The sequence below is a fragment of the Arenimonas sp. genome, assembly GCF_019459675.1.
Lineage (GTDB): Bacteria > Pseudomonadota > Gammaproteobacteria > Xanthomonadales > Xanthomonadaceae > Arenimonas.
In genome coordinates this window covers 1-1,387 of sequence record NZ_JAIBFH010000165.1, presented here as the reverse complement: position 1 = coordinate 1,387, position 1,387 = coordinate 1, and the positions used below count along the sequence as shown (strand labels likewise).

At 68.2% G+C, this 1,387-nt stretch carries 1 protein-coding gene and 1 pseudogene; both read left to right on the top strand.

Translation table 11 applies throughout. The features are described 5' to 3' along the window. Positions 1-369 (top strand): annotated as a pseudogene (locus tag K0M70_RS05880) (EtfB protein); the annotation flags it as partial. Positions 370-381: 12 nt separating this feature from the next. Next, positions 382-1,320, top strand: a complete 939-nt coding sequence (locus K0M70_RS05875; RefSeq protein WP_290780537.1) for an FAD-binding protein — start codon at positions 382-384, stop codon at positions 1,318-1,320. Positions 1,321-1,387: the final 67 nt, after the last annotated feature.

Here is a 1,387-nt window from a genome sequence, read left to right as displayed (position 1 = left end):
ACCGGCCAGATGCTGGCCACGCTGTGGGGGCGCCCGCAGGCGACCTTCGCCAGCAAGCTGGAGATCGCCGACGGCAAGGCCACGGTCACCCGTGAAGTCGACGCCGGCCTGGAAACGCTGGAAGTCGACCTGCCCGCCGTCATCACCACCGACCTGCGCCTGAACGAGCCGCGCTTCATCAAGCTGCCCGACATCATGAAGGCCAAGTCCAAGCCGATGGAAACCCTGCAGCTCGCCGACCTGGGCGTGGACAGCGGTGACCATCTCAAGACCACCCACTTCGCCCCGCCTGCCAAGCGCAGCAAGGGCGTGATGGTGAAGGACGTTGCCGAGCTGGTCTCGGCGCTCAAGGCCAAGGGCCTGGCGTAAGGAGCCGATGACATGAGCAAGGTACTGATCATCGCCGAGCATCTCGGCGGCAAGCTGAACTCCTCCACCGCCCGCTGCGTGAGCTGCGCGCAGGCCATCGCCGGCGCGGAAATCCACGTGGCCGTGCTGTCCGACGCACCGGACGCCGTCGCCGCCGAAGCCGCGCAGATCGCCGGCGTGGCCAAGGTCATCACCGTCACCAACGCTGCCAACGCCCATCCGATCGCGCAGGTGCTGGCGCCGCAGGTGGCCAAGCTGGCCGCCGGCTATTCGCACGTGTTCGGCCCGTCCACCACCTTCGGCAAGGACCTGATGCCCTGCGTGGCGGCCCTGCTGGGCGTGGCCCAGGTGTCGGACATCATGACGGTGGAATCGAGCCACGTGTTCAAGCGGCCCATCTACGCCGGCAACGCCATCATCACGGTGGAAGCACCGTCGTCGATGGCCCTCGTTGGCACCGTGCGCACGGCTTCGTGGCCGGCGGCGGCGGGCGGCGGCAGCGCGGCGGTGGAAGCGGCGTCGGTGGACGCCACCCTGCCCTCGCACACGCGCTTCGTTTCGCTGCAGCAGGGCAAGTCCGACCGCCCCGACCTGCAGGGCGCCAGCAAGGTGGTCAGCGGCGGTCGCGCGCTCGGTTCGGCCGATGCGTTCTCGATCATCTATTCGCTGGCCGACAAGATGGGCGCGGCCGTGGGCGCCTCGCGCGCCGCGGTGGACGCCGGCTACGTGCCCAACGAACTGCAGGTCGGCCAGACCGGCAAGATCATCGCCCCGGAACTCTACGTGGCCATCGGCATCAGCGGCGCCATCCAGCACCTCACCTGCATCAAGGACGCGGGCACCATCGTCGCCATCAACAAGGACGCCGAGGCCCCCATCTTCGAAGTGGCCGACTTCGGCCTCGTCGGCGACCTCTTCACTCTGGTCCCCGACCTCGAACAGTCCCTGTAAAACCGCACCAGGTACATCTTCACGCTGATTGAGACGCTGGCCCCGCTGGGCCAGGCCCGGACCAGAA

Bases quoted from the DNA above. Each gene is read 5' to 3' on its own strand.
- K0M70_RS05875 (WP_290780537.1), top strand. From the start codon at position 382: ATGAGCAAGGTACTGATCATCGCCGAGCATCTCGGCGGCAAGCTGAAC.